This window comes from Nonomuraea sp. ATR24 (assembly GCF_041950485.1).
Lineage (GTDB): Bacteria > Actinomycetota > Actinomycetes > Streptosporangiales > Streptosporangiaceae > Nonomuraea > Nonomuraea ceibae.
Map to the genome: position 1 here is coordinate 681471 of NZ_JBGNUU010000001.1, position 21991 is coordinate 703461.

16 protein-coding genes are annotated in these 21991 nt (G+C 71.3%); 8 read left to right on the forward strand and 8 right to left on the reverse strand.

Going from position 1 to position 21991, the window contains the following annotated elements; all coding sequences use genetic code 11:
- The first annotated feature begins 136 nt into the window (after positions 1-136).
- The 3 genes from ACBI99_RS03220 to ACBI99_RS03230 all read left to right on the forward strand — a co-directional run bounded on the left by ACBI99_RS03220 (position 137) and on the right by ACBI99_RS03230 (position 5454).
- Positions 137-2335, forward strand: a complete 2199-nt coding sequence (locus tag ACBI99_RS03220; RefSeq protein WP_375071629.1) for an alpha-1,4-glucan--maltose-1-phosphate maltosyltransferase — start codon at positions 137-139, stop codon at positions 2333-2335.
- 71 nt (positions 2336-2406) lie between these two features.
- Positions 2407-4107, forward strand: a complete 1701-nt coding sequence (gene treS / locus ACBI99_RS03225) for a maltose alpha-D-glucosyltransferase (protein ID WP_219501002.1) — start codon at positions 2407-2409, stop codon at positions 4105-4107.
- A 3-nt stretch (positions 4108-4110) separates the two neighbouring features.
- Entirely contained in the window at positions 4111-5454 is a 1344-nt protein-coding gene (locus tag ACBI99_RS03230; RefSeq protein WP_219501000.1) for a phosphotransferase, read from the forward strand.
- Between the two features lie 17 nt (positions 5455-5471).
- Here ACBI99_RS03230 and ACBI99_RS03235 read toward each other — a convergent pair whose 3' ends face one another.
- Positions 5472-6992, reverse strand: a complete 1521-nt coding sequence (locus tag ACBI99_RS03235) for an MFS transporter (protein WP_219500993.1) — start codon at positions 6990-6992, stop codon at positions 5472-5474.
- Between the two features lie 145 nt (positions 6993-7137).
- On the opposite strand from ACBI99_RS03235, the gene glgB reads away from it, so the two are divergent.
- From glgB to sppA, 4 genes are all read left to right on the forward strand, one after another.
- A complete protein-coding gene (gene glgB / locus ACBI99_RS03240) occupies positions 7138-9285 on the forward strand; it encodes a 1,4-alpha-glucan branching protein GlgB (protein WP_357590340.1) in 2148 nt (715 codons plus the stop codon).
- A gap of 86 nt (positions 9286-9371) precedes the next feature.
- Positions 9372-11279, forward strand: coding sequence for a S8 family serine peptidase (locus tag ACBI99_RS03245; RefSeq protein ID WP_375071630.1), 1908 nt, complete (start codon positions 9372-9374; stop codon positions 11277-11279).
- A 62-nt stretch (positions 11280-11341) separates the two neighbouring features.
- On the forward strand, positions 11342-12658 hold the full coding sequence (locus ACBI99_RS03250; protein WP_375071678.1) for a S8 family serine peptidase: 1317 nt from the start codon (positions 11342-11344) through the stop codon (positions 12656-12658).
- Between the two features lie 36 nt (positions 12659-12694).
- Positions 12695-14392 (forward strand): signal peptide peptidase SppA, encoded by a 1698-nt coding sequence (gene sppA, locus ACBI99_RS03255; protein WP_375071631.1) that lies wholly within the window; start codon positions 12695-12697, stop codon positions 14390-14392.
- A gap of 238 nt (positions 14393-14630) precedes the next feature.
- Here the strand turns inward: sppA and ACBI99_RS03260 are convergent, their stop codons facing one another.
- From ACBI99_RS03260 to ACBI99_RS03280, 5 genes are read right to left on the reverse strand one after another with little or no spacing between them, the layout of a single operon-like run.
- The gene (locus ACBI99_RS03260) at positions 14631-15110 is read right to left on the reverse strand and encodes a flavin reductase family protein (RefSeq protein WP_375071632.1); all 480 of its coding nucleotides are present in this window, start codon (positions 15108-15110) and stop codon (positions 14631-14633) included.
- A 37-nt stretch (positions 15111-15147) separates the two neighbouring features.
- Complete coding sequence (locus ACBI99_RS03265; protein ID WP_357590302.1) at positions 15148-16065, reverse strand: ABC transporter substrate-binding protein; 918 nt, start codon at positions 16063-16065, stop codon at positions 15148-15150.
- Between the two features lie 46 nt (positions 16066-16111).
- The gene (locus ACBI99_RS03270; RefSeq protein WP_219500985.1) at positions 16112-16783 is read right to left on the reverse strand and encodes an ABC transporter permease; all 672 of its coding nucleotides are present in this window, start codon (positions 16781-16783) and stop codon (positions 16112-16114) included.
- Positions 16780-17454, reverse strand: a complete 675-nt coding sequence (locus tag ACBI99_RS03275) for an ABC transporter permease (protein WP_375071633.1) — start codon at positions 17452-17454, stop codon at positions 16780-16782. Before ACBI99_RS03275 ends, ACBI99_RS03270 begins: the two co-directional genes overlap by 4 nt.
- Positions 17447-18406, reverse strand: a complete 960-nt coding sequence (locus tag ACBI99_RS03280) for an ABC transporter ATP-binding protein (RefSeq protein ID WP_219500982.1) — start codon at positions 18404-18406, stop codon at positions 17447-17449. The genes ACBI99_RS03275 and ACBI99_RS03280 overlap by 8 nt, the downstream gene beginning before the upstream one ends.
- Positions 18407-18667: 261 nt before the next feature.
- Between ACBI99_RS03280 and ACBI99_RS03285 the strand changes: the two genes are divergently transcribed.
- Positions 18668-20080 carry an RNA polymerase sigma factor gene (locus ACBI99_RS03285; RefSeq protein ID WP_219500980.1) on the forward strand — a complete coding sequence of 471 codons (1413 nt, stop codon included), beginning with the start codon at positions 18668-18670 and terminating at the stop codon, positions 20078-20080.
- On the opposite strand, the gene ACBI99_RS03290 is transcribed toward ACBI99_RS03285, so the two are convergent.
- Together ACBI99_RS03290 and ACBI99_RS03295 are read right to left on the reverse strand one after the other, a co-directional pair.
- Positions 20081-20800 (reverse strand): DUF981 family protein, encoded by a 720-nt coding sequence (locus ACBI99_RS03290; protein ID WP_219500979.1) that lies wholly within the window; start codon positions 20798-20800, stop codon positions 20081-20083.
- Between the two features lie 23 nt (positions 20801-20823).
- The gene (locus ACBI99_RS03295; RefSeq protein ID WP_219501204.1) at positions 20824-21987 is read right to left on the reverse strand and encodes a lipid-transfer protein; all 1164 of its coding nucleotides are present in this window, start codon (positions 21985-21987) and stop codon (positions 20824-20826) included.
- Positions 21988-21991 lie beyond the last annotated feature (4 nt).

A 21991-nucleotide genomic window follows, 5' to 3' on the forward strand; every position in this document is an offset into this window, starting at 1 on the left:
ACTTCTTCCAATGTCAGTTCTCCCGGGGACACTCGGGGGTTCTATCCACTGCTGCCCGCAATTCCCATGCAAGGATCGTTCCTGCCACGGAAAGCCTCCGGCGGTACCGAGTGTGCCGTCGCAACCTTTGAATGCGATGATCGGACGAATTCCCATCACGGACATCTCCCCCGTCGTCGACTGCGGGCAGTGGCCCGCCAAGGCGGTCGCCGGCGAGACCTTCGAGGTCTCGGCGACCGTCTTCAGGGAAGGCCATGACGCCGTGGCCGCCGGGGTGGTGCTCACCTCGCCCGACGGCCGCCGCGAGCGGCTGAGACGGATGCGCGAGCTCGCCCCGGGCACCGACCGGTGGGCGGCCGACGTCTGCCTGCCCGCCGAGGGCGAGTGGCTGTTCCGCGTGGAGGCGTGGAGCGATCCCATCGCCACCTGGCTGCACGACGCGGAGATCAAGATCCCGCGTGGCATGGACACCGACCTGATGTGCGAGGAGGGCGCCCGGCTCTTCGAGCGCGCCGCCAGGGCGGTGCGCCAGGCCGACTGCCCGGGGCCGAACGGGACGGGCCACCCGGCGGTCCAGGCCCGCACGACCGGCACGGCCGCCCCGGGAACCACTGCGGGGACCATTGCAGGAACCACCGCGGGGGCCACCGCCGGGAACGGGGGCGCCAACGGCCGCAACGGGGCCAACGGCGGCAACGGGAGCAACGGGGGCAACGGCGACGGGGCCTGTGGGCACCGGGCCGCGCTGCTCGCGATCGCCTCGACGCTGCGCAACGAGGAGCTGGACCCGCGGGCCCGGCTGTCGATCGCGCAGTTGCCGGAGACGGCCGCGCTGCTGGCCGCCCACCCGCTGCGCGACCTGGTGACCAGGGCGAAGCAGCACCGGATCAGGGTGGACCGGCGCCGGGCGCTGTACGGGTCCTGGTACGAGTTCTTCCCGCGCTCCGAGGGCGCCGTGGTGAGCGACTCCGGCATCACCAAGTCCGGAAATTTCCAAACTGCCGCCAAGCGCCTGCCCGCCATCGCCAAGATGGGCTTCGACGTCGTCTATCTGCCGCCGATCCACCCGATCGGCCACACGTTCCGCAAGGGCCGCAACAACACGCTCAGCCCGGAGCCCGACGAGCCCGGCTCGCCGTGGGCGATCGGCTCGGAGGACGGCGGCCACGACGCGATCCACCCTGATCTGGGCACCATCGGCGATTTCGACGCGTTCGTCGCCAAGACCCGCGAGCTGGGCATGGAGATCGCGCTCGACTTCGCCCTGCAGTGCTCCCCGGACCACCCGTGGGTCAAGGAGCACCCCGAGTGGTTCACGATCCGGGCGGACGGGACGATCGCCTACGCCGAGAACCCGCCGAAGAAGTACCAGGACATCTACCCGCTGAACTTCGACAAGGACCCCGAGGGCATCTACGCCGAGGTCAAGCGGGTGCTGCGGCACTGGATGGACCACGGCGTGCGGATCTTCCGGGTGGACAACCCGCACACCAAGCCGGTGGCGTTCTGGGAGCGGCTGATGGCCGACGTGCACGCCACGGACCCCGACGTGCTCTTCCTGGCCGAGGCGTTCACCCGGCCGGCGATGCTGCAGACGCTGGCCAAGGTCGGCTTCCACCAGTCCTACACGTACTACACGTGGAAGAACTCCAAGTCCGACGTCGAGTCCTACCTGTCGGAGCTGGCCCACCAGACCTCGCGCTTCCTGCGGCCCAACCTGTTCGTCAACACGCCGGACATCCTGCACGAGTACCTGCAGCACGGCGGGCTGCCGGCGTTCAAGATCCGGGCCGTGCTCGCCGCGCTGGCCTCGCCGACGTGGGGCGTCTATTCGGGGTACGAACTCACGGAAAATGTCCCAGTACGCCCCGGTAGCGAGGAATACCTGGATAGTGAGAAATATCAGTACAGGCCGCGCGACTGGGCCACGGCCGAACGCGAGGGCCGCAGTCTTGCGCCTTTCATCACACAGCTGAATTTGTTCCGAAGAGCCCATCCGGCGCTCCAGGAATTGCGTAATCTACGGTTCCACATGGTCGACCAACCGGACATCATCTGCTTTTCCAAACGACTCCCGGGCGCCTATGACACGGCCACACGAAGGCACGGGCTGGGCGACGTCGTTCTGGCGGTGATCAATCTGGATCCGCACCACACCCATGAGGCCACGGTCGAACTCGACCTGCCCGCGATCGGTCTCGACTGGAACGCCGAGTTCGTCGTCGACGACGACCTGTCGGGCGAGTCGTACCGCTGGCGGCAGCGCAACTACGTGCGCCTCGACCCTCACATCCAGCCAGCCCACATTCTGACCGTACGGGCCTCGCCACGGTAGAACTGAATTCAGCGGGGAGTCTTCAACGTGTGTGAAAGCGCCTCCCTCATGAGCAACCCTGGGGGTCGCTCATGAGCTCCACACCCATTCCCAACTCCTTCGACGAGGAGAAGCCGCGCGATCCGCAATGGTACAAGCGCGCGGTGTTCTATGAGGTGCTGATCAGGGGTTTCGCCGATTCCAACGGCGACGGCACCGGCGACATCAAGGGCCTGATCGGCAAGCTCGACTATCTCCAGTGGCTCGGCGTCGACTGCCTGTGGCTGTTGCCGCTGTACGAGTCGCCGCTGCGCGACGGCGGTTATGACATCGCCGACTTCATGAAGATCCTGCCCGAGTTCGGGGATCTGGGAGACTTCGTGAAACTGGTCGACGAGGCGCACAAACGCGGCATGCGGGTCATCGCGGACCTCGTGATGAACCACACCAGCGACGCCCATCCCTGGTTCCAGGCTTCCCGCCACGACCCGGAGGGCCCGTTCGGCGACTTCTACGTCTGGTCGGACTCCGACAGCGCCTACTCCGACGCCCGCATCATCTTCATCGACACCGAGACCTCCAACTGGACCTACGACCCGGTGCGCGGCCAGTACTACTGGCACCGCTTCTTCCACCACCAGCCGGACCTCAACTACGAGAACCCGGACGTGCAGGACGCGATGCTGGAGGTGCTGCGCTTCTGGCTCGACCTGGGCATCGACGGCTTCCGCCTGGACGCGGTGCCCTACCTGTTCGAGGAGGAGGGCACCAACTGCGAGAACCTGCCGCGCACGCACGAATACCTCAAGCGGGTGCGCGCCGAGGTGGACCGGCTCTACCCGGACCGGGTGCTGCTGGCCGAGGCCAACCAGTGGCCGTCGGACGTGGTCGAGTACTTCGGCGACCCGGTCGGCGGCGGCGACGAGTGCCACATGGCCTTCCACTTCCCGCTGATGCCGCGCATCTTCATGGCCGTGCGCCGCGAGTCCCGCTATCCCATCTCCGAGATCCTGGCCCAGACGCCGAAGATCCCGGAGAACTGCCAGTGGGGGATCTTCCTGCGGAACCATGACGAGCTGACCCTCGAGATGGTGACCGACGAGGAACGCGACTACATGTACGCCGAGTACGCCAAGGACCCGCGCATGCGCGCCAACGTCGGCATCCGCCGCCGCCTGGCGCCGCTGCTGGAGAACGACCGCAACCAGATCGAGCTGTTCACGGCCCTGCTCCTGTCGCTGCCCGGCTCACCCGTCCTCTACTACGGCGACGAGATCGGCATGGGCGACAACATCTGGCTGGGCGACCGCGACGGCGTCCGCACGCCCATGCAGTGGGACCCCGACCGCAACGCGGGCTTCTCCGACTGCGACCCCGGCCGCCTCTACCTGCCGGTCATCATGGACCCGATCTACGGCTACCAGGGGCTCAACGTCGAGGCGCAGCAGAAGAACGCGGGCTCGCTGCTGCACTGGACCCGGCGCATGATCGAGATCCGCAAGCGCCACCCGGTCTTCGGCCTGGGCGAGTTCGCCGAGCTCAACTCCTCCAACCCGAGCGTGCTGGCGTTCGTCCGCGAGCTGGGCGACGACCGCATGCTCTGCGTGAACAACCTGTCCCGCTTCCCGCAGCCGGTGGAGCTGGACCTGCGCAGATTCGTCGGCGTCTCCCCGGTGGAGACGATGGGCGGGGTGCCATTCCCGGCAATTGGCGAACTTCCGTATCTTTTGACGCTTCCTGGGCATGGGTTCTACTGGTTCACCCTCCCGCCGGCCATCACCCAGGAGGAGTAAGACGTGCTGGATGAGCTCCTTGCCGCATGGATCAGCAGACAGCGCTGGTTCGGTGGCAAGGGGCGCCCGATCGACTCCCTGTCGATCGAGTCGGACGTCGTCATCCAGTCCGGCGACCCCAGCCTGCGCCACCTGATCGTCTCCGTGTGGCAGGACGGCTCCCGCGAGCGCTACCAGCTCCTGCTCGGGCTGCGCACCGAGCTGCCCGACACGCTCAACCACGCCCTCATCGGCCCGTACGCGACGGGCGGCGCCGAATGGTCGGCCTACGACGCGGTCCACGACAACGAGCTGACCCACTGGATGTTGGAGTCGATGGCGGGCGGCACGGGCCAGGACGGCGTGCGGTTCCGCCACCTGCCCGGCGTCGAGATCGACACCTCGCCGCGCAGCCTCGTGCTGGGGGCCGAGCAGTCCAACACCTCGCTGGTCTTCGGCGACGCGTACATCTGCAAGCTGTTCCGGCGGCTCATCCCCGGCGTGAACCCCGAGCTGGAGGTCGTCACCGCGCTGGCCGAGCGCGGCGCGCCGCACGTCGCCCAGCCGTACGGGTGGATCGAGACCGACCTGGACGGCACGCCCACCACGCTGGCCATCATGCAGGAGTTCCTGTCGAACTCCACCGACGGCTGGGACCTGGCGCTGACCAGCGTGCGCGACCTGTACAACTCGCTGTCGGGGATGTCGGCCGCCGACGCGGGCGGCGACTTCGCGGCCGAGGCGACCAGGCTCGGCGCGGCCACCGCCGCCGTCCACCGCGAGCTGGCCGCCGCCTTCCCCACCGGCGTGGTCGAGATGCACGAGGTCAAGCGGATGGCCGAGGGCTTCAGGCGCAGGCTCGGCCGGGCGGTCGCCGAGGTGCCCGAGCTGCGCCCGTACGTCGGCGTGCTGGAGGCCGCCTACCACCAGGTCGAGGAGCTGACCACCGAGGTGCCCGTGCAGCGGGTGCACGGCGACTACCACCTCGGCCAGGTGATGCGCACCACCACCGACTGGGTGGTGCTCGACTTCGAGGGCGAGCCCGGCCAGCCGCTGGCCGAGCGCCGCGCCCTGTCCTCGCCGCTGCGCGACGTGGCCGGGATGCTGCGCTCCTTCGACTACGCCGCCCGCCACCTGCTCGCCGGGCACTCCGAGGCCGAGAGGCTGGAGCCCAAGGCCGAGGAGTGGTCCGCCCGCAACCGGTCGGCGTTCCTCGACGGCTACCTCCAGGGCGGCGGCCTCATCACGCCCGGCGACGCCGCCCTGCTGCGGGCCTTCGAGCTGTCGAAGGCCGTCTACGAGGTCGTCTACGAGGCCCGCAACCGCCCCGCCTGGATCTCCATCCCGCTGGCGGCCTTCCGCCACTGACCGGGCCGCGCGGCCGGTCAGTCGTGGGCCGGGGCGGGAGTGTCGGCGCTGAGGGCGGGCACGTGGCGGAGCGCGGTGGCCGCCATGATCGCCGCCGCGAGGACGACGGCGGCTCCCGCGCCCGCCGCGACCGCCAGTCCCGAGCCGAACGCCTCCCTGGCCGCGTCGGCGAGGGCGGCGGCGACGGGACCGGGCTGGCCGGACGCGACGGCGATCGCGCCGCCGAGGGTGTCACCGGCCGCCTCGGCCGCCTCCGGCGACACCCCGTCCGGCACGGTGAGCCGCGCCGTGTAGACGGCCGCCGCGATGCTGCCGAAGATCGCCAGGCCGAGCGCGCCGCCGAACTCCTGGGCCGTCTCCGACAGGGCCGCCGCCGAGCCCGACCGCTCCGGCGGGGCGGAGCCGACGACCATGTCGGTGCCGAGCACGAGCAGCGGCGACGCGCCGAGGAAGAACAGCGTCTGCCCGGTCACCAGCGGCGCGAGACCCGGCTGGGTGAGCAGGAGCAGGCCGCCCGCGCCCAGCACGAGCCCGGCGGCGGCCACGTACCCGGGCCTGATGCGGCGCGCCAGCGGCGGCGCGGCCACGAAGCCCGCGACGACCGCCAGCGTGGACGGCAGCGTCCACAGCCCGGCCTCCAGCGGCGAGAGCCCGAGGACGAGCTGCATGTACTGGCCGGCGAGCAGGCCCAGGCCGGGGCCGACCAGGATGACGAGCATGAGGCTGGCCAGCGAGCCGCTGAAGCGGCGGTCGGCGAACAGCTTGAGGTCCAGCAGCGGCGCGGGGATCGTGCGCTGCCGCCGGATGAAGACCACGGCCAGCGCCAGGCCGGCGGCGAGGGCGAGGATCGCGAGCGGGCCCGGCTCACCGGCGGCCAGCTCCTTGACGCCGTAGGTGGCGGCGAGGGCGGCCACGACCGACAGCACGACGCTCACCAGGTCGAGCCGGCCCGGGTCGGGGGCGCGGTACTCGGGCAGCAGCAGCGGCCCGGCCACGAGCAGCACGGCCATCACCGGCACGCCCAGCAGGAACGCCGACCCCCACCAGAAGTTCTCCAGCAGCGCGCCGCCGACCAGCGGCCCGATCACCATGCCGCCGCTGAACCCGATCATCCAGAAGCTGATCGCGGTGGTCCGCTGGGCCGGGTCGTGGAACATGTTCCGGATCAGCGACAGCGTGGACGGCATCAGCGTGGCCCCGGCGACGCCGAGCAGCGCCCGCGCGGCGATGAGCACCTCGGCGCTCGGCGCGTAGGCGGCCAGCGCGGAGGCCACGGCGAACGCGCCCGCGCCGATCAGCAGCAGCTTCCGGCGGCCGATGCGGTCGCCGATCGTGCCCATCGTGATCAGGAACCCGGCTATGAGGAACCCGTAGATGTCATTGATCCACAACAGTTGCGCGCCGGTCGGGCGCAGGTCCTCGCTCAGGGCCGGGGCGGCCAGGTGGAGCACGCTCACGTCAATGGACAGCAACAGGGTCGGCAGGATGAGGACGCCGAGTCCGATCCACTCCCGCCGGCCGGCACGTTCTATGTTCATGCATGGAACGTTAAGAACTCAATTGCGCTTGAGGTCAAGTTCTCCCGGATAAACCCAAGATTCCGCACTTTCGGTGATTGTCTCGGTGAAAGCGGGCAGTGGCTGGGTTGGACGGTCGTCGTAGGGCAGGGTTGGGAGCATGCCGATGAGGACAGAGCTCGACCGCCTCGCGGGCGGGGCGCACCATGATCCGCACTCGGTGCTGGGCGCGCACCCGGTTCCGGGCGGGGTCACGTTCCGGGCGCTGCGCCCGCTGGCCGAACGGGTCAGGGTGGTGCTGGACGACGGCACGGCCCACGACCTGAAACACCAGGCCCACGGCGTGTTCGAGACCACGGTCCAGGGGCTGGACAAGGTGCCCGCCTACACGCTGAGCGTCCAGTACCCGGGTCACGACCCGCACGAGACGCGCGACCCGTACCGCCACTGGCCGACGCTGGGCGAGGTGGACCTGCACCTGATCGGCGAGGGACGCCACGAACGGCTGTGGGAGGTGCTCGGCGCGCGCGTGATGGAGCACCAGGACGTACGCGGCACCGCGTTCGCCGTGTGGGCCCCCAACGCGCGCGGTATCCGCGTCGTCGGCGACTTCAACCACTGGGACGGCACCGCCTACCCGATGCGCTCGCTGGGCCGTTCGGGCGTGTGGGAGCTGTTCATCCCCGGCCTGGAAGCGGGCGAACGGTACAAGTACCAGATCCTGGGCGCCGACGGCGTGTGGCGCGACAAGGCCGACCCGATGGCCCGCCGCACCGAGGTGCCGCCGCAGACCGCCTCTGTCGTCGAGGAGTCGCTCTACACCTGGGAGGACGACGCCTGGATGGCCGCGCGCGGCGACAAGCAGGCGCGCAGCGGCCCGATGAGCATCTACGAGGTCCACCTGGGCTCGTGGCGGCCCGGCCTGTCCTACCTGGAGCTGGCCGACCAGCTCTCCGAGTACGTGGCCGACATGGGCTTCACCCACGTGGAGCTGCTGCCGGTGGCCGAGCACCCGTTCGGCGGCTCCTGGGGCTACCAGGTGACCTCCTACTACGCGCCGACGGCCCGCTTCGGCACGCCCGACGAGTTCCGCAGGTTCGTCGACCGGATGCACCAGCGCGGCATCGGCGTGCTGCTCGACTGGGTGCCCGCGCACTTCCCGATGGACGACTGGGCGCTGGCCCGCTTCGACGGCACGCCGCTGTACGAGCACGCCGACCCGGCCAGGGGCGAGCACCCCGACTGGGGCACGTACGTGTTCGACTTCGGCCGCAGGGAGGTGCGCAACTTCCTCGTGGCCAACGCCCTCTACTGGCTGAAGGAGTTCCACATCGACGGGCTGCGGGTGGACGCCGTGGCCTCGATGCTCTACCTGGACTACTCGCGGCGCGAGGGCGAGTGGACGCCGAACGTCTACGGCGGGCGCGAGAACCTGGACGCCGTCGAGTTCATCAAGGAGATGAACGCGGTCTGCTACCGGGAGGCGCCCGGCATCACGACCGTGGCCGAGGAGTCGACCGCGTGGCCGGGCGTGTCACGGCCGGCGCACCTGGGCGGGCTCGGGTTCGGCTTCAAGTGGAACATGGGCTGGATGCACGACACGCTGGAGTATCTCCGGCACGAGCCGGTCTTCCGGCAGTATCACCACCACCAGATGACGTTCTCCCTGATCTACGCCTATTCGGAGAACTACGTGCTGCCGCTCTCGCACGACGAGGTGGTGCACGGCAAGGGCTCGCTCATGGGCAAGATGCCCGGCGACGAGTGGCAGCGGTTCGCGCAGTTGCGGGCGCTGCTGGCGTTCATGTGGGCGCATCCGGGCAAGCAGCTGCTGTTCATGGGCGGGGAGTTCGGCCAGGGCTCGGAGTGGTCGGAGGAGCGCGGGCTCGACTGGTGGGTGCTGGAGTTCGACGGGCACCAGGGCGTGCAGCGGCTGGTGCGCGACCTCAACCGGCTCTACCGCGACACGCCCGCGCTGTGGGAGCAGGACTCGACGCCCGACGGGTTCCGGTGGATCGACGCCGACGACGCCCCGGGCAACACGTTCTCGTTCCTGCGCTACGCGGCCGACGGGTCCGCGGTGGCGTGCGTGGTCAACTTCAGCGGCGGGCCGCACGAGAGCTACCGGCTGGGCCTGCCGTACGGCGGGGAGTGGACGGAGGCGGTCAACACCGACGCCTACGAGTACTGGGGCAGCGGCGTCGGCAACATGGGCGCGATCGAGGCTGTCGAGGATCCCTGTCATGGGCTGCCCTACTCGACGACGTTGCGGGTTCCGCCGCTGGGAGCTGTCTGGTTGACGAAGCCCGCCTGAAAGTCTGGTGAGAAAGGGGCTCCGGCCCTATATCTGGGGGATAAATCGCCCTAAACTCCGAGATCATCCCTTCTCGGAGGACGCCGGTGCGATTTCGCCCCCTGATCGTGTGCTCGCTCGTGCTCGCGCTGCTGCCCGCGGCGCCCGCCCTCGCCGCCGATCCGACGGCCGCACCGGTCCCGACCGCCGCCCCCAGCCCCGCTCCCAGCCCCGCTCCGAGCACCCCTGAGGAGAAGGTCGAGGAAGGGTTAGGCGTCGACGGCGGCACCGTGCGGGCCATCGTCGAGCTCACCCAGCCGATCCCCGCCCCGATCTCCGAGATCGGCAACGCCGAGGTGCTGCTGCAGCCCGAACACCAGCCGTTCGTGGTCGTCGAGGGCACCGCCGAGGAGCTCGCCGCGCTCGCCGAGGACCCCAAGGTCACCTCGATCCGCCGCGACCGCGCCTACCCGCCGTCGCTCGTCTCCAGCCTCCCCCAGATCGGCGCCGACAAGGCGCACGCCGCCGGCTTCACCGGCAGCGGGCAGAACGTCGTCGTCCTGGACACCGGCATCGACCCCGATCACCAGGCCTTCGCCGGCCGCATCACCGCCGAGGCCTGCTTCTCCGCCGTCGACCAGGGCGTCAAGTCGCTCTGCCCGAACGGCCAGACCAGCCAGACCGGCCCCCGCGCCGCCGACGCCACGACCGCCAACTGCCTGGCGGGCGGCGTGAACCTGTGCGACCACGGCACCCACGTGGCCGGCATCGCCGCCGGCACCGGCGGCGTCGCGCCCGGCGCCGGGATCATCGCCGTCCAGGTGTTCAGCCGCGTCGAGGACATGGACGTGTGCGGCGAGCCCGTCTGCCTGCTGGCCTTCGAGTCGTCGCTGCGGCTGGCCATGGACCACGTGGCGTCGCTGACCGCCCCGATCGCCGCCGTCAACCTCAGCCTGGGCGGCATGCCGTCCGAGACCTCCTGCGACACCAGCGAGGAAGGCCAGGTCCTCAAGCCGAAGATCGACGCGCTGCTGGCCAAGGGCATCGCGACCGTGGTCGCCGCCGGCAACGAGTACTTCGAGGGCGCCTCCTACCCCGCCTGCATCACCTCCGCCGTGGCCGTGGGCGCCAACGACGACGGCGACGCCATCGCCGACTTCTCCAACCGGGGCGCACTGCTCGACCTGTTCGCGCCCGGCGTGGACATCGAGTCGGCGGTGCCGGGCAACCAGACGACCGTCTACAGCGGCACCTCGATGGCCACCCCGCACGTCGCCGGGGCGCTGGCCCTGATGAAGGCCGCCTCGCCGCAGACGCCCATGCCGGAGCTGATCGACAAGCTCAAGACGACCGGCAGGCCGTACGTCTACCAGGCCAACGGCGTCCAGGTGCGCACGCCGCGCCTGGACCTGGCGGCGGCGCTCGCCGGGGCGGCCCCGCAGCCGGAGATCAGCCAGAACCCGCCGGCGCTCCCCGGCGGCCCGGGTGACCCCGACTCGCCCGACCCCGGCACCGATCCCGAGCCGGAGCCGACCGGCAGCGGCCCGACGCCCCAGCCCGACCCGGTGGACCCGGACCCGACCCCGGTCCCGCTGCCGACCGTCACGGTCACGGTGACGATCACCGCCACCCCGAAGGCGCCCGCGACCGTCTGCACGCGCGGGACCTCGGCCAAGCCGATGACCACCAAGCAGTGGGCCGTGGAGGTCTACCGGGGCACCGGCTCGATCGACGACGCCACCCTGACCTGCTACCTCAAGCTCGCGCACAAGGCCAGCAAGGTCTTCCCCGAGCTGACCAAGGCGTCGTCGCTGGGCAAGGCGTACCGGGTGCTCAAGGCGAGCAGGACGGCCAAGCAGCGGCTCGACAGCGCCCTGCTCACCGGCTGGCTCAACTGGGCGCACGGGATGAACAACACCAAGGTCCTCAACTCCTCCGAGAAGGTGCGGCTCTCCGCGAAGTCCACGAGCACCGCGCTCAAGAAGGCGGCCGCGAACGTCCTCAAGACTCGTTAATCACTCGGGAAACCCCGACATCACGCGCCCCAGGTGCGGGCATCTGTCCCGCCGTGAGACGAATGCTCCTGGTGGCTGCGGCCACGACCTCGGCCTTGCTCGCCGCGACGGCCGCCGGGCAGGCCGACACCGGTGACCCGGTGATCAGCCCGGCGCTGATCGCCCAGCTCGACACGCACCAGAAGGTGCGCTCGATCGTCGAGGTCAAACCCGGGCAGAGCGTCACCGCCGTCGCCGGCGACGTCGAGAAGGGCTCCTCCTCCGCCCGGGTGCTGGAGTCCACCGAGTCGCCCACGTTCTTCGTCGCCGAACTCGACGCCGACGCGCTCGCCCTCCTCAGGAAGGACGCCCGGGTCAAGGCCGTGTACGAGGATGCGCTCAGCAAGCCGTTCCTGGCCGAGACCACCAAGGTGATCGGCGCCGACCGGGCCCACGCCGCCGGCTGGACCGGCAAGGGCGCCACCGTCGCCGTCCTCGACACCGGGATCGACCGCGACCACCCGTTCCTGGCCGGCCGGATCGTGGACGAGGCGTGCTTCTCCACCTCCGACGCGGCGAGCCAGGCCGTCTCCCTCTGCCCCAACGGGCAGGCCAACCAGACCGGGCCCGGAGCCGCCGACGCCGAGACCCGCCAGTGCCTGGACGGCGGCGCCAACCGGTGCGACCACGGCACCCACGTCGCCGGCATCGCCGCGGGCAAGCTCGTCGCGGGCGCCCCCGCCAACGGCGTCGCCCCCGAAGCGGGCACCCTGCCCATCCAGGTCTTCTCCCGCATCAACAGCGCCGTCGCCTGCGGCACCACCCGGGTGCCGTGCTTCCTGAGCTACACCTCCGACCAGAAACTCGCCCTCGAATACGTCGCCAGGGTCGCCAAGGAACGCAACGTGGCCGCCGTCAACATGAGCCTCGGCGGCGGCGGGCCGCACCGGCGGCACTGCGACGCCGACCCCGGCGCGGGCGCGCTCAAACCGCAGTTCGACCAGCTCATGGCCCTCGGCGCGGCCCCCGTCGTCGCCGCCGGCAACGACGGCTGGACCGACGCCGTCGCCTCCCCCGCCTGCGTCTCCACCGCCGTCACCGTCGGCGCCACCGACGACGCCGACCGCATGGCGCCCTTCTCCAACCGGGGAGTGCTGCTCGACCTGCTCGCCCCCGGCGCCGACGTCACCGCCTCCGTGCCCGACGACGCGTACGGGCTGATGAGCGGCACGTCCATGGCCGCGCCCCACGTCGCCGGCAGCTTCGCGCTGCTGAAGCAGGCGTACCCGAACCTGACCGCCGCCCAGGCGCTGCAACGGCTCCAGACCACCGGCCTGCGCATCGACACCACCGCCCGCGTCGACGCCGCGGCCGCCACCACCGGCACACCTCAAGTGTGAGCGCACGCCCGGCTCCTGCCGCTTAGGGTGGCTTTCATGGACGCAGGCAAGGCGATCAGCGAAACCGTCGGCAAGCTCCGTCAGCGGCGCACCGCGCCCTTGGTGCTGGAGCTGGACCTCACCGAAGGCGTGATCGAGGGGCCGCCCGCGGACCCCCTCGCCGCGGTGCTGTCCATGCGCAAGCCACGCCTGTCCGACGTGCTCGCCGGGCTCAAGCGCGCCCGGCAGGACTCCCGCGTCAAGGCCCTCATCGTGAAGATCGGCGGCAACCCGCTCGGCCTGGCCACCGTCCAGGAGCTGCGCCAGGCCGTCGTCCGCTTCCGCGCCTCCGGCAAGCTGACCGTGGCCTTCGGCGAGACGTTCGGCGAGTTCGGCAGCGGCACCGTGCCCTACTACCTGGCCAGCGCCTTCGAACGCGTCTACCTCCAGCCCAGCGGCGACGTCGGGCTCACCGGCATCGCCCTGGAACAACGGTTCGTCAAGGGCGCGCTCACCAAGCTCGGCGTCGGCTACGAGATGGGCCAGCGGCACGAGTACAAGACCGCCGCCAACACCTTCACCCACGACCACATGACCGAGCCGCACCGCGAGTCGGTCGGCCGGATCGTCGAATCCGTCACCGGCCAGCTCACCGCCGGCATCGCCGACGGCCGCCGCCTCGACCCCGCCAAGGTGCGCGAGCTGTTCGACCAGGGCCCGTTCATCGGCGCCGAAGCCCTCCAGGCCGGGCTGGTCGACGGCCTGGCCTACCGCGACGAGGTGTACGACGAGGTCAAGCGCGCCGCCGGCGACGAGGCCCACCTCCTGTACGTCTCCCGTTACGCCAAGGGCGCAGCCGTCCGCAAACTGCCCAACCCGACCGCCGACGGCATCGCGCTCATCCACGGCATGGGCCAGATCCGCACCGGCCGCTCCGGCCGCAGCCCGCTCGGCGGCAGCGGCGCCATGGGCTCCGACACGATCAGCGCCGCGCTGCGGGCCGCCCGGCGCGACGACCACGTCAAGGCCGTCGTGTTCCGCGTCGACAGCCCCGGCGGCTCGTACGTCGCCTCCGACACCGTCTGGCGCGAGGTCGTGCTCACCCGCAAGGTCAAGCCGATCATCGTCTCCATGGGCGACCTCGCCGCGTCCGGCGGCTACTTCGTCTCCATGGCCGCCGACGTCATCGTCGCCCAGCCCGGCACCCTTACCGGCTCCATCGGCGTCTTCGGCGGCAAGCCCGTACTGTCGGAGCTGCTCGAACGCATCGGCGTCACCTCCGAGACGGTCGCCGAAGGCGCCAACGCCGGCATGTTCTCCACCTCGCGCGGCTTCTCCCCCGAGCAGTGGGAACGGGTCAACGCCTGGCTCGACCGCATCTACGACGACTTCGTGGGCAAGGTCGCCGAAGGCCGCTCCCTCACCCGCGAACGGGCCCACGAACTCGCCCGCGGCCGCGTCTGGACCGGCGGCGACGCCCGCGACAACGGCCTCGTCGACGAGCTCGGCGGGCTGGAGGACGCACTGGCCCTGGCCAGGAAGCGGGCCGGGCTCACCGACGACGCGCCCGTACGCACCTACCCCCGGCTCAACCCGCTCGAGCGGCTGCGCGGGCCCGACTCCAGCGAGGACCGGGCGGCGGCGCTCACCCGGGTGCGGCTCGACGCCTGGGGGCCGCTGGCGCGGCTGTCGGCGGAGCTGGGGCTGCCCGCCGGGGGGCCGCTGTCGTTGCCGGGCTGGTACGTCATCCGCTGACGGCGAGGGCCTCACCGGTGGCGCGCTGCGCGCGTGGCCGGTTCGGGCCGTGTCTCCAGGGGGAGCCGAGCTCCCCCTGACCCCCTGGGCAAGGGGCCTCCGGCCCCCTGCACCCCCGAGCGTGAGGCGGTTTCCGCAGGCCCGGCAGTGCGCCGCCCGTCAGAGCGGGTTCCGCAGCCGTGGCCAAGGAGCGGCAAGGCATCCGGCGTCGAACCCACGGGCAACCGGACCTGGCAGATCAGCCCAGGGCCCGGTATCGCCCTCGGAGCCGGACCAGTGGGTGCAGGGACGGGGTGACGTACGAGACGGCGAGGACCTGGGCGATGAAGAGCGTGTGGTCACCCGCCGGCACCACCTGGACGGTCTCGGCCTCCAGGGCGGCGACGCCGTCCTCCAGCACCAGGGCGTCCGAGTGCGGTCCGCGGTGGTGGGGCGCGCCGGCGACGAGGTGGCGGGCGCTGGGCCTACCGGGGGCGGCGAAGCGGCTGGCCATGGCGGCCTGGCCGGAGGAGAGCAGGGAGCACGCCCAGCGGTCCTGGCGGCACAGCACCTCGCTGAGGTAGCCGCCGCTGGACAGGCTGATCAGGACGAGCGGCGGCGCCAGGGAGACCGACAGCAGCGCCGAGATCGTCACGCCCAGGTCGTCGCGGCCGTCGCGGACGGTGACGACCGCGACGCCGCCGGCGAGCTGGGCCATGGCCTCGGTGAACTCGCTCACGGCGAGGGCCTCAGGGGAGAGGCCCCCGCCGGGCGGGTCAGCCGAGGCCGTTCGCGCTCAGCCATTCCTTGGCCACCGTGGCGGGCTCGTCCTTGTTGACGGCGATCTTCTGCATCATGTCCAGCAGCGAGTCGGTCGTCAGCTTGGCGGAGATCGCGTTGAGGGTGGTGCGCACCGTGTCGGTGGCTCCGGCCTTGTTCAGGAGCGGGGTCACGTTCTGGGCGGGGAAGATGTTCTTGGTGTCCTGGAGCGGCACCAGGTTGTTGGCGGTGATCTTCGGGTCGGTGGAGAACACGTTGCCGACCTGGATGGAGCCGTCCTTGATGGCGTCGGCCGTGGCCGGGCCGGTGGGCTTCCACTGCTTGAACTCGATGCCGTAGACCTCCTTGAAGGGGGCCTCCCAGCGCTTCTTGAACTCCGGCGGACCGCCCACGATCATGTCCTTCGACACCTTGGCCAGGTCTTCCATCGTGTTGACGGACTGCTTGGACTGGGTGTCCTTGCTGATCGACAGCGTGTCCTTGTCCTCGGCCGGGGAGGACTCGAGCACTTCGAGCTCGGCGGGGAGCTTCTCCTTCAGCGCGGCGTTGACCTCTTCGGTGGTCGCGGCCTTGTTCTGCTGGTCGATGAAGGCCAGCAGGTTGCCGTTGTACTCGGGCACCAGCGTCAGGCCGCCGCTCTTGACCTGGTCGTAGACGACCTCGCGGCTGCCGATGCGGGGCTTCTCCTCGACCGTCACGCCCTTGGCCTCCAGCGCCTGGGCGTAGATGGAGCCGAGCAGCACGCTCTCGTCGAAGTCGAAGGAGCCGATCACGACGGTCCCCCCGCCGCCGCCGGTGGCGGAGCCCGTGGGCGCCGCGCTCGTGGTGTCGAGCGGGTTGCCCCCGCCGCCGCCACCACCGCAGGCCGTCAAGGTGAGCGCCGCGGACAGGACGACCGCCGCGGTGCTGAACATGCGTCTCATTAAAATGTCCCCTTCTTGCGGGAGGTAGTACGAAAAATCAACGTGTCTTCAGTCGTTGGCTCACCCCCGGGGAGACCGTCACCCTCTGCGCGAGGGTGAACGCGATCTGCACCACGAGCGCGAACAGCACAATCAACACTGAACCCCCGACGACGCTCGCGTAATCCTTCGTCGCGAACCCGTCGATCACGAACCTGCCCAGACCGCCCAGCCCCGTGTAGGCGGCGACGGTCGTGGTGGCGACCACCTGGATCGCCGAGAGCCTGAGCCCGAGGAGGATGAGCGGCAGCGCGACCGGCACCAGCACCCGCCCGAGCACCTGGCCGCCGCGCAGCCCCATCCCGTACGCCGCGTCGCGCAGCTCGGGGTCCACTCCCCTGATGCCCTCGAACGTGTTGACCAGGATCGGCGGCACGGCCAGCAGCACCAGCGGGATGATCACCGGCCAGATCGACGCGGTGCCGAGCAGCAGCACGAACAGCACCAGCAGGCCGAGCGTCGGCAGCGCCCTGGCCAGGTTGGCCGAGACGACCACGAGCACCCCGCCCCGGCCGGTGTGGCCGATGAGCAGCCCGATCGGCACCGCGACCAGCATCGCCAGCGCGAGCGCCAGGGCCGAGAACTCCAGGTGTTCGAGCAGCCGTACGGGGATGCCGTCGAAGCCCGTCCACCGGGCGGGGTCGCCGAAGAAGTCGATCAGCCAGTTCACGACGCCCCCCTCGCCCGCACCCACGGGGTGAGCAGCCGCTGGGCCAGGAGCAGCAGCCCGTCGGCGATGAGCGCCAGCGCCACGATGAGCACGATGCCGACGACGACCGGCGGCAGGAACGGGTTCTGGTAGGCCCGGGTGAACAGCATGCCGAGACCGCCCTCACCGATCAGCGCGCCCACGCTCACCAGGCTGATGCTGGAGACCGCGACGACCCGCAGCCCGGCGATCACCACGGGCGCGGCGATGGGCAGCTCGACCTGCACCAGCCGGCGCAGCGGCGTGAAGCCCATGGCCACCGCCGACTGGCGGACGTGCGGAGGCACCGAGCCGATGCCGTCGACCACGGCCGGGATGAGCACGGCCATGGCGTAGAAGGTCAGCGGGACGATCACGGTGATCGGTGACAGCCCGGTGACCGAGATCAGCAGCATGAACAGCGGCAGCGACGGCAGCGCGTAGATCACGTTGAAGATGCCGGCCGTCGGCTGGTAGAGCCACCGCCATCGGACGCTGGCCAGCCCCAGCGGCAGGGCCAGCGCGAGCCCCAGCACGATCGGCACCAGCGACATGAGCAGGTGGTCGCCGAGCAGGTCCCTGATGCTGCCGACCCGCCCGGTGTCCCAGTTGCGCGCGATCCACTCCCAGAGTGAGGGCGGGCCGTCACCCATGGGCGGCCTCCGCCAGCGCCTCGTCCAGCGCCTCCCTCGTGGCCACGCCGACCACCTCGCCCCGCTCGTCCACGGCCACCGCGGTGCCCGACGGCGACAGCAGCGCCGCGTCGAGCGCGGTGCGCAGCGAGTCGGTGCCGAACACGAACGTGCCGGCGCCCTCGGGGGCGGGCAGGTCGGTGCGCAGCCGCAGCCCCTCGGTGGAGACGAACTGCAGCCGCCGGATGCCCCGGTCGCGGCCCAGGAACTCGCGGACGAAGTCGTCGGCCGGCTCCGACAGCAGCGTCTTCGGGGCGGCGAGCTGCGCCAGCTTCCCGCCCACCCGCAGCACCGCGACCTGGTCGCCGAGCTTGATGGCCTCGTCGATGTCGTGGGTGACGAACACGATCGTCTTGTTCAGCTCCGACTGCAGCCGCAGCAGCTCGTCCTGGAGGCTGGTGCGGACCACCGGGTCGACGGCGCTGAACGGCTCGTCCATCAGCAGCACCGGCGGATCGGCGGCCAGCGCCCTGGCCACGCCCACCCGCTGCTGCTGCCCGCCGGAGAGCTGGAAGGGGTAGCGGCCGGCCAGCCCCGGGTCGAGCCCGACGCGCTCCAGCAGCTCCATGGCCCTGTCGCGGGCCTTCCTGCGGTCCCAGCCGAGCAGGTAGGGCACGGTGGCGACGTTGTCCAGGATCTTGCGATGCGGGAACAGGCCGGCCTGCTGGATCACGTACCCGATGCCGCGCCGCAGCGTCGGCGGGTCGATGTCCTGGACCGGCTCCCCGTCGAGCAGGATGCGCCCTTCGGTGGCGTCGATCATCCTGTTGATCATCCGCAGTGACGTCGTCTTCCCGCAGCCCGACGGGCCGACGAACACGGTGATCTCGCCCGTGGGCGCCTCAAGGCTGAGGCGGTCCACGGCTACCGTTCCGTCTGGGTAGCGTTTGGTGACAGCGTCGAATGTGATCACGCGCGACCTTCCGCTTCGTGGCAGGGCCGCAGCCCCCCTGCCACGACCGCCGCATGATCTAACGGCAACCACCCTACGGCGATTGAACGTGGTCTGTCCCATCGGGAGGAGGTTAAGCGGTTCACTGACCTGCGATTCCGTACGAATTCGTGATCTGGTAGTGCGCCGGCCTGGGTGGAGTTGGCATGATTGCCTCCACATGCACAGACGCCGCACCCTCACCCGCAGCGTCCGCTTTTCCCAGTAAGAGGATCCGGTCACGTGACACACCCGCTCACCGGTCAGCACTCCCGCACCGAGCTGATCGCAGAGCTCTACGACCGTCACGCCGCCGGGCTGTTCGCGTACTGCGCGGACCAGCTCGGCGACCCTGGCTCCGCGGCAGACGTCGTGGCGACCGTGCTCGCCGCCGTGCCGTCGCAGCCGCCCCCGCGTGCCGCCCTGTACGCCTACGCCCGGCGCGAGATCTTCCGGCGTGACGTCGTCTACGCGCCGCCCGTCGTCGACCCGCTCATCGACCCGGCCTCGGCGCTGGTCGAGCGGGCGCTGCGCGAGCTGCGTCCGGCGCAGCGCGAGGTGCTCGTGCTGGTCCAGGTGTGCGGGCTCAACCGGGAGGAGCTCGCCTGGGTGCTCGACGTGGCGCCCGACACCGCCGAGGAGCTGGCGGTCAGCGTGGCGCACCGGTTCACGCAGGCGCTCGGGCTGGCGCTGGCCGGCGCCGGCGGCCGCGTGTCCAAGCCGGTCGCCGACGTCTACGGCGCGCTCGCCGTCGCGCCGCTGCGCGACGTGCTCGGCCGCCTGCCGTGGCAGACGCCGCCGGCGGCGCTGCGCGTCCACTTCGCGGGATCCCGTACGGCCGAGCCGGCGCCGATGTTCGTCAAGCCGCGCTGGCCCGTGCCGCCGACCTGGCCGCTGCCGCTGGGCGCCGCCGACCCGGCGAGCACCACGGGGATCTTCCCGACCGAGCTGCTCGCGCCGCCGTCGCCGTCGCGGATGCCCGACCACGAGGCCACCACGGCGCCGATGCCCAGGCTGCGTGACCCGCTGGCGCCCTCGCCCGAGCGCACCGGCCGGCCGACGACCTTCCGCGCCTTCGAGGCGGCCCCGCCCGCCCCGTCCGGCCTGTCCACCCCGTTCTCCGCCTTCGAGGCCCGCCGCCCCATCGGCGGCGCGCCCGCCAAGGACCTGCTCGGGAGGGATGTACCCGCCAAGGGCGCGCCGCAGGCGCGGCTGGAGCGGCCGTTCGTCATGCCCGCGCCGGTCCCGGCGGACGTGCTGGACGACGAGCCGGTGACCCAGGACCTGCCCGCCGTCACCGACGCCCGCGCCCCGCGCGAGGCCGGGCCGCTGTTCACGCCCCGGGCGCAGCCGAAGGAGCCGGTCTACCGGATGCCGCTGCCGCCGGAGCCGCCCGCCGCGCCGGACGCTCTCCCGGCGAGCACGACGGAGCCGGAGCAGGACTCGGCGAGCGAGCCGCAGGCCAGGCCCGCGCCGGCCCCGCGACGGACGCCGGCCCCACGGAGGGCGTCCGGATCGGGCAAGGCCGCCCGGCGGCCCAAGGGGAAGAAGCGCCGCAGGCACCACGACTGGGCCTGGGAGCTCACCGGCTTCCTGATCTGCGTGGTCATCGCGATGATCGTGTTCTTCTCCGTCCCGATGATCGTCAGCCCGTGATCACATGGTGTTGACGATCAGCCCGATGTGCGTGAAGTAGTTCAGCGCCCCGAACAGCGCGAACACCACCCCGGCCACCAGCCAGCACACGCCCGTCACCGTCGCCGCGGGCCCGCCACGGGCCCGCAGCGCGAACGGGAACACCACGGCCCCGATGCCCACCAGCACGTACAGCCCGGAGATGAACGTCGCCTCCAGCATCGGCATGTCCGCGAACGCCCCGGAGATCGGCTCCTGCGGCGGCGCGGCGAACAGCGTGTACGTCCACCCGGCGGCGGCGATGCCGAAGCAGGCCAGCCCCATCGCGAAGGCGAACAGCGAGATCGGCCCCGCCACCCGCGCCACGTGCTCGCGCCGGTCCGCGGCCCCCTGGGGCGGCGTCCAGCGCTTCCACAGGTAGAGGGCGGCGGCCAGCAGCATCGCGCCGAACGCGAGCGACGGCTCGCCGAAGATGATGTTGTCGAACGGGAACCCCTGCCCGGCGAGCGGCCAGGTGAGCGTCATGTGCAGCCCGGTGAGCGCCAGCAGCGCGCCGAGCACGCCGAACGCCAGCGCCCACCCGTCGACGTGCTCCATCGGGTCGCCGCGCAGCAGCTTCCTGCCGAACCAGACCACGAGCACCAGCCCCACGCCCGCCGCGACGGCCATGATCGTGTTGTACGTGGGCATCTTCGTCCAGTCGATCTTCAACTCCGGCTGGACCAGCAAATATCCGACCATGCCCGCATGACTACCCTGGGTGATCAATCCGACACGCCGGACAGGATCAGCCCGCTGGTCGGCACCCCCGTTCCGGCCGTCACCAGCACGTTCCGCACGCCGTCCACCTGGTTGGCGGCGGTGCCGCGGAGCTGGCGCACGGCTTCGGCGATGCCGTTCATGCCGTGGATGTACGCCTCGCCGAGCTGCCCGCCGTGCGGGTTGACCGGCAGCCGCCCGCCGAGCTCGATGCCGCCGTCGCGCACGTACGCGGCGGCCTCGCCGCGCCCGCAGAACCCCAGCTCCTCCAGCTGCGTCAGGACGAACGGGGTGAAGTGGTCGTACAGGATCGCGGTCTGGATGTCGGCGGGCGTCAGCCCGGACGTCTCCCACAACTGCCTGCCGACCACTGACATCTCCGGCAGGCCGGTCATGTCGTCGCGGTAGTAGCTCGTCATCATCATCTGCCCGGCGCCGGAGCCCTGGGCGGCGGCGGTGACGACGGCCGGGGTGCGGCGCAGGTCACGGGCGCGCCCGGCGGTGGTGACGACGAGCGCCACCGCGCCGTCGCTCTCCTGGCAGCAGTCGAGCAGCCGCAGCGGCTCGGCGATCCACCGCGATGCCTGGTGGTCGGCCAGCGTGATCGGCCTGCCGTGGAACCAGGCCGCCGGGTTCGTCGCCGCGTGCCGGCGCATGGCCACCGCCACCCGGCCCAGGTCCTCGGACGTGGCGCCGTAGGCGTGCAGGTAGCGGCGGGCGAACATGGCCACCCACGCGGCGGGCGTCACCAGCCCGTACGGCACGTGCCAGCTCATCTCCATGCCCTGCGAGGACTGCTGCCCGGCGAGCCCCGCGTCCGGCCGGCCGAACCGGCGGCCCGAGCGCTCGTTGAAGGCCCGGTAGCAGACGACCGCGCGGGCCGCCCCCGTCGTGACGGCCATGGCCGCGTGCGCCACGGTCGCGCAGGCCGCGCCGCCGCCGTAGTCGACGCGGGAGAAGAAGCTCAGGTCGCCGATGCCCACCTCGCGGGCGACGGCGATCTCCTGGTTGGCGTCCTGCGTGAAGGTGACCAGGCCGTCGACCTCGGCCGGGGACAGCCCGGCGTCGTCCAGCGCCGCGAGCACCGCCTCGGCCGCCAGCCGCAGCTCAGAACGGCCGGAGTCCTTGCTGAACTCGGTCGCGCCGATGCCCGCGATCGCCGCGTCCAGGCGC

Coding starts and splice junctions, on each gene's coding strand:
- ACBI99_RS03235 (WP_219500993.1), bottom strand. CDS start 6,992: ATGAACATAGAACGTGCCGGCCGGCGGGAGTGGATCGGACTCGGCGTC.
- treS (WP_219501002.1), top strand. CDS start 2,407: ATGAGCTCCACACCCATTCCCAACTCCTTCGACGAGGAGAAGCCGCGC.
- glgB (WP_357590340.1), top strand. CDS start 7,138: ATGAGGACAGAGCTCGACCGCCTCGCGGGCGGGGCGCACCATGATCCG.
- ACBI99_RS03265 (WP_357590302.1), bottom strand. CDS start 16,065: ATGTTCAGCACCGCGGCGGTCGTCCTGTCCGCGGCGCTCACCTTGACG.
- sppA (WP_375071631.1), top strand. CDS start 12,695: ATGGACGCAGGCAAGGCGATCAGCGAAACCGTCGGCAAGCTCCGTCAG.
- ACBI99_RS03275 (WP_375071633.1), bottom strand. CDS start 17,454: ATGGGTGACGGCCCGCCCTCACTCTGGGAGTGGATCGCGCGCAACTGG.
- ACBI99_RS03250 (WP_375071678.1), top strand. CDS start 11,342: ATGCTCCTGGTGGCTGCGGCCACGACCTCGGCCTTGCTCGCCGCGACG.
- ACBI99_RS03290 (WP_219500979.1), bottom strand. CDS start 20,800: ATGGTCGGATATTTGCTGGTCCAGCCGGAGTTGAAGATCGACTGGACG.
- ACBI99_RS03220 (WP_375071629.1), top strand. CDS start 137: ATGATCGGACGAATTCCCATCACGGACATCTCCCCCGTCGTCGACTGC.